Source organism: Acinetobacter sp. YH16031 (assembly GCF_013417335.1).
Lineage (GTDB): Bacteria > Pseudomonadota > Gammaproteobacteria > Pseudomonadales > Moraxellaceae > Acinetobacter.
The window spans coordinates 1-5,406 of sequence record NZ_VPED01000062.1; the positions used below are offsets into that span (position 1 = coordinate 1).

The following is a 5,406-nucleotide window of genomic DNA, read 5'->3' on the forward strand; positions in this document are numbered from 1 at the left end:
AGGGCTAGTAGAGGATTTGGGCGTTAAATTTAATAAATTACGCTAGATTACTTTCAAAAAAAGTCTAAAATAGACAAAACGCCTACTTTTATGAGGTTTGAACATGCAAGTTATTACAGCGAAAGATGCAAAATCACGCTTTGGTGAGTTATTAGATACGATGCAGCGAGAACCTGTATTAGTCACAAAGAATAAGCGCCCTGTTGGTGTTTTCTTGTCATTAAAAGACGTGAAAGGCACCCACTTAGAAAGCCTTTTTGATGTCCAAGATGATGATTATGAAGATTGGGAAAAAGAGAAAATCACAGAAGCGTTAAATGCTTTGAAAGCGCATCCATCTGATACGAAAGAAATGAAGTCAGTACATGCGACTGCAATGCAAAAGGCACGAGACTTGGTAGCGAGCCGTAAAAGATGACCTATGAAGTTTCTTACTTGCCACAAGCAGAACAGGATTTAATTGAAATTTTGGCGTATGGCATAGAGACATGGGGCGAAAAACTAGCAGAAGGGATGTATTTAAAAATTACTGAACAGCTAGAAACCCTGTATTTCTCACCAAATCGAACTAAAAAGAAGGGCAATTTAGGAACAAGAGAAATGCTTATTTCTGACAGTCCATACCGTGCAATTATTCAAATTGATGAGGAAGCCAAGCGAGTTTTTATTTTAAGAATCTTGCATACTTCGAGAAATATTTAATTAGATTATATGCCGTATATTGGCAAAAAACGGCTATAAAATTAAGAAAATCAATAACTTTTAAAAATATTAAAGTTGTGTTAGATTTTCTTTTAGGCGAAAAAAAAGCAGGTCGGCAAACCTACTTTTTTCTCATTGTTTAACAAATACTTAAAGCATCAGTAAACGCAAAATCGATATTTGTATTTTACTGATGTTTTGAGCATTTGCAACATAAAGGACGTTGCAAAAGGTGAATAACGCTCAATTAAGCGATTTTTTTGAAAATCTTGCTCATAAACCATACTGTGCAGATGATTTATTGTATGGCTTACAAATAAGACCGAAAAAAACGGCAATCAACATGCAATACATACAGGGTAATCAGCCTTGTATGCTTCATTACTTCTTTTTTGATATAGATCGTTCAGATGCTGTCATGGCATGGCATGATGAAAATTTGCCAATGCCCTATTGGACAGCGCAGACCTTAAAAAATGGTCATGCTCATATTTGCTATAAATTAGAAATTCCACTGTGTACCAGTGAATTAGCCAGTCAAAAAGCAATAGCCTATGCCTCAAAGGTTCAGGCAGGACTTGCCAATAAACTTGGAGCAGACGTTGGCTACAGTCATCTCATTACGAAGAATCCATTTCATAAAGATTGGCGTGTCACTTTTTGGAGTGAACAAGCCTATACGCTCGATTATTTAGCCGATTTTGTAGAATTACCTAAGAAATTAAGCAAAAAACAGGAAGTTTCAGGACTTGGACGTAACTGCACACTGTTCGATACCGTGCGTAAATGGGCATATACGGCTGTTAGAGCGCATAGAGGGGGTATTTACAACACTTGGCTAGAGGAAGTCACCAAACAGTGTTTAAGCGTAAATGAGGCGTTTTTAGAAGCATTACCCTATTCAGAAATCAAAGCTACAGCTAAGAGTATCGCCACATATTGTTGGAAAAAGGATGCCTACTGCTATCAAGAGTTTATTGATCGTCAAAGCCGAAAAGGAAAGCTAGGTGGTCTAAAGGGGGGGAAAATTAGATCGGATAATTATGCTTCTAAAAGAGTTAAGGCTTTAGCAATGATGAAAGAGGGTATGACTCAAAAGCAGATAGCAACTGAATTAATGGTTACTGATAGAACAATTAGGAACTGGATAAAAAATGATGTTTGATAGCTTATTTAGAAAAAAATCAGATAAATTGATAAAAGAATGAGTGTATACGCTACTATATTACTTCGTTAAATCGTAAGACAAATAACTATGAAAAACATTCTATTAGCAAGTATTACTCTTTTTATCGTTGGTTGTAGTGCTGAATCTGAAACTCAACTAATGGGTGGAAAATTTAGCTCCATGTCACAATGTCTTGAGACGATTAAAAATAGATCAGGCCAGACTCTTAGACCGATGACAGATACACCGGAGAAAGTTACTGGATATCTTGGAGATACGAACCTCAATTTCTACTGTGGAGTGAAGCAAACAGGTACTGAAGGTACTTATATTGAAGGTTGGTTTGATGAGCCAGTTAGTAATTAATTGTATGTAATTCTTAAAATCTAAAATCGTACGTTAATGAAAACAAATTTGCAGAAGTACTATTTTCTGTCATTAACGTACGAAAGCGCATTAAAAAGCGGAAAGTGAGCCTAAATCAGATATCAGCTCTTTTATCTGTATTTTGATTTCTTCTGGTGAACTATTTTCTAAGTTGGTGCTTAACTTTTCTATGTCTTTTAATAGCTTTTCTTTTATTTTTAGATGTGAATATTTTGTTTGATCTAATTTACCTTTATTGTTTAAAGATTTTATTGGGTCTAGTGTGTTGCAGTAGCCGTCTTCATTTTCGTTTCCTGTAATGTATATTGCTCCTTTATTTCTTAAATTATTTATTTCCCTTTTTGTATAATTATCGCTTTTTATGCCAATAAGTTTTTTCTTTTTAATAGCTTGTGGGAATTCTTTATCTAAGATTTTAATGTATTCGTTGCTTGTCCATGTATCTCCTCCATGGTTTTTTATTTTAATAAAAATTACTTCTTCAAAATTTATCAGAACTATTGCTATGCTGCCAGAGCGGTCTATAAATTTTGGATTTCTAGGATACATGTCAGATTTCAAATGAAAATGTATTAGTTTTTCATGTAAGTAAAGGTTATCTGTATAACTAGCTTCACATATTCTTGTACTTTGATATTTATTTAAATTTTCTCCATTTTCTATTTCTTTTTTTAGTTTGAAAAATCCTTTTTGTAAGTCAGTTGTTAGTTTTTTGAAATCTTCTTTAAAAGCTGAAGTTTGTAAACAATTACGAGTTTTTTCGGGAATTCTTCTTTCCAAAAAATTTAAGTATTGAAGTATTAAACAACTATTCGTACAGAAATCTATTTCTTCAGCAAGAAAATTTTGACAAATTATATTATTTAGATGATCTAGTAAATTAATTTTATTCATATGGTTACTCTAAATTTTTTTAAGGGCAAGGACACACAAAGGGTACTCTATACAAAAACTAAAGTTTTCGCTAGATTACCTTTTGTGCCTTGCAAGGGAAGAATCCCTTGACCCTCTTTTCGCCTTTTTCTATTGCGGTAAATTGCCTTTACTTGGCAATTTGTCCTCATAAAAAAAGCCGATCCAATCCATGAAGCAGATTGAGTCATGACTAAGAAAGACATAATCAAAAGAAAAAAAGAGATCAAAGTCCGTTTAACAGAAGCGGAACATCAAGCCTTACTGGAGCGTATGGAAGGTGGAGAGCTTGCAACTTGGATTCGAAATACTTGTCTAGATGAGAAGCCAAATAAAAGAAGAAATTATAAAGCGGCAGATCCTCAGCTATTAGCAGCATTAGGACGCATTGGGGGCAATCTCAATCAGATTGCGAGACAAGTAAATACTGTGGAATCTGATATAGAAAAACTTAGAGCCTTTGCAGAGTTGGCAGTTATTCGAGAACAACTACAAGGAATTTTAGCCAACTATGATCGTTAAATTTTTGGGAAATAAGGGCGGTGGTAGTGCAGGTGCAACCATTGACTACCTACTTGGCAAAGATAGGGATAGACCAGGTGCAGTTTTACTGAGTGGAGATCCTGAATTAACCCAACGATTAGCAGACAACTTGGACTTCCAAAACCGTTATACGGTTGGAGTACTTTCATTTGAGGAACCAAACCTCGAAGAACACCAAAAAGAAGCCATCATGCAGAGCTTTGAAGAAACATTGCTTGCTGGGTTAGAGCGTGACCAGTACGACATCACTTGGATAGAACACACTGATAAAGGACGTTTAGAGCTTAATTTCGTCATTCCAAATGTGGAATTAAGTACAGGAAAAAGATTACAGCCTTATTTTGATCAAGCTGACCGCCCACTTGTAGAAAACTGGAAACAAGTCATCAATTTTGAGCATGGTTTAACAGACCCTCATGCACCAGAGAAAGCTCAAGCAATTAAAACTTTGAATAGCCAAAACCTACCTCAAAGCGTCAAAGAAATTAAAGAGCAAATCGGGACCGCAATTGCTGAGCAAATTAGCAATGGCAATATCCAAAATAGGCAAGATGTAGTTGAAACCCTAAAGGGTGCAGGCTTTGAGATTGCTAGAGAAACAGATAGATCAATCAGTATTAAGAATCCTGACGGCAAGCGGAATATTCGTTTAGAAGGCGTAATTTATGAAAATCGACAATTTGATAAACAATTTGCAGAAGAACACCGCCGAGCAGGACAGGATTATCAAAGAACAAGCCGAGAGCGTTACGAAACAGCACTTGGAAAGCTACAACGCCTTACTGAGAGCAAGCAGCAAGGAAACAGAGAAAATTTTAAGGTCAAACCTTCAGACCATCCAAGATCAGCAGCCGAAAATCAGAAACGCTTTGCGTTTGAATATTCTCACGGGAGCAATATTGGGCGTGTTGATTACAGTGTTTCTGATTTTTCTTGGCGTAAATTGGTGGTTAGCGAAGCAAATTCAGAACAAGCAGCAGGAATTAGCCGAAATCAATCTGAAAGTAGAGCAGACACCGCTAGAGAAACAAATCTTGCGGAAGGTGACTTTACACGAGAGCGAAGACAAGAAAACCCTATATATCATGGCGAAGAACAGCAAAAAAGCGCACGCTTACGAGACCACATCCAGTCAAATGGTACTGAAATTGGAAAAATAGAATCTAACTTTAAAACTCCTTTTGAAAATCCATTTAACCAGTCAAATGATGGAAAGGAGCTTTTGAAGGATAGCGGAAGTTTATTTGAAAACTTAGCCACCTCAAAAGAAGCAAAGCAGGACGTAAAACAGAGTAATCCTAATCAAGCGGAACAAGATAATGCCAAACGACTTTATGAATCGCTACAAAGACTTATTGAACTCGTTAGAGAAGCAATTGAAAGAGCTAAACGCTATAAATCAAAGTCAGAGCGAGCAGATCGAAACATTGAGCATTCAGAATCAAGTATTGAGAAGTCAGAACGAGGAATTAGCCAGTCAAAATCAGCAATTAAACAATCTCAACAGCAAATTAAGAGAAGTGAACAGCAAATTAGCCAGCAAATGAAAGAAAAACACGTTGAAAGAAGGGCTAGTAGAGGATTTGGGCGTTAAATTTAATAAATTACGCTAGATTACTTTCAAAAAAAGTCTAAAATAGACAAAACGCCTACTTTTATGAGGTTTGAACATGCAAGTTATTACAGCGAAAGAT

At 35.9% G+C, this 5,406-nt stretch carries 7 protein-coding genes; 6 read left to right on the plus strand and 1 reads right to left on the minus strand.

Annotated elements, in window-relative coordinates; genetic code table 11:
- The first annotated feature begins 103 nt into the window (after positions 1 to 103).
- The 4 genes from FTV31_RS15335 to FTV31_RS15350 all read left to right on the plus strand — a co-directional run bounded on the left by FTV31_RS15335 (position 104) and on the right by FTV31_RS15350 (position 2,236).
- Entirely contained in the window at positions 104 to 418 is a 315-nt protein-coding gene (locus FTV31_RS15335; RefSeq protein ID WP_003115799.1) for a type II toxin-antitoxin system Phd/YefM family antitoxin, read from the plus strand.
- Positions 415 to 702: a type II toxin-antitoxin system RelE/ParE family toxin gene (locus tag FTV31_RS15340; RefSeq protein ID WP_179995778.1), complete on the plus strand. Its 288-nt coding sequence runs from the start codon at positions 415 to 417 to the stop codon at positions 700 to 702. The genes FTV31_RS15335 and FTV31_RS15340 overlap by 4 nt, the downstream gene beginning before the upstream one ends.
- A gap of 232 nt (positions 703 to 934) precedes the next feature.
- Complete coding sequence (locus FTV31_RS15345) at positions 935 to 1,867, plus strand: replication initiation protein (RefSeq protein ID WP_179997541.1); 933 nt, start codon at positions 935 to 937, stop codon at positions 1,865 to 1,867.
- A 90-nt stretch (positions 1,868 to 1,957) separates the two neighbouring features.
- The gene (locus tag FTV31_RS15350; RefSeq protein WP_179991778.1) at positions 1,958 to 2,236 is read left to right on the plus strand and encodes a hypothetical protein; all 279 of its coding nucleotides are present in this window, start codon (positions 1,958 to 1,960) and stop codon (positions 2,234 to 2,236) included.
- Between the two features lie 90 nt (positions 2,237 to 2,326).
- Here FTV31_RS15350 and FTV31_RS15355 read toward each other — a convergent pair whose 3' ends face one another.
- Positions 2,327 to 3,151: a hypothetical protein gene (locus FTV31_RS15355; protein ID WP_179991777.1), complete on the minus strand. Its 825-nt coding sequence runs from the start codon at positions 3,149 to 3,151 to the stop codon at positions 2,327 to 2,329.
- 207 nt (positions 3,152 to 3,358) lie between these two features.
- Between FTV31_RS15355 and mobC the strand changes: the two genes are divergently transcribed.
- Entirely contained in the window at positions 3,359 to 3,691 is a 333-nt protein-coding gene (gene mobC / locus FTV31_RS15360) for a plasmid mobilization relaxosome protein MobC (RefSeq protein ID WP_179996688.1), read from the plus strand.
- The gene (locus tag FTV31_RS15365) at positions 3,681 to 5,306 is read left to right on the plus strand and encodes a relaxase/mobilization nuclease domain-containing protein (protein ID WP_179996687.1); all 1,626 of its coding nucleotides are present in this window, start codon (positions 3,681 to 3,683) and stop codon (positions 5,304 to 5,306) included. The genes mobC and FTV31_RS15365 overlap by 11 nt, the downstream gene beginning before the upstream one ends.
- Positions 5,307 to 5,406 lie beyond the last annotated feature (100 nt).

Coding starts and splice junctions, on each gene's coding strand:
- FTV31_RS15335 (WP_003115799.1), top strand. CDS start 104: ATGCAAGTTATTACAGCGAAAGATGCAAAATCACGCTTTGGTGAGTTA.
- FTV31_RS15340 (WP_179995778.1), top strand. CDS start 415: ATGACCTATGAAGTTTCTTACTTGCCACAAGCAGAACAGGATTTAATT.
- FTV31_RS15350 (WP_179991778.1), top strand. CDS start 1,958: ATGAAAAACATTCTATTAGCAAGTATTACTCTTTTTATCGTTGGTTGT.
- FTV31_RS15355 (WP_179991777.1), bottom strand. CDS start 3,151: ATGAATAAAATTAATTTACTAGATCATCTAAATAATATAATTTGTCAA.
- mobC (WP_179996688.1), top strand. CDS start 3,359: ATGACTAAGAAAGACATAATCAAAAGAAAAAAAGAGATCAAAGTCCGT.
- FTV31_RS15365 (WP_179996687.1), top strand. CDS start 3,681: ATGATCGTTAAATTTTTGGGAAATAAGGGCGGTGGTAGTGCAGGTGCA.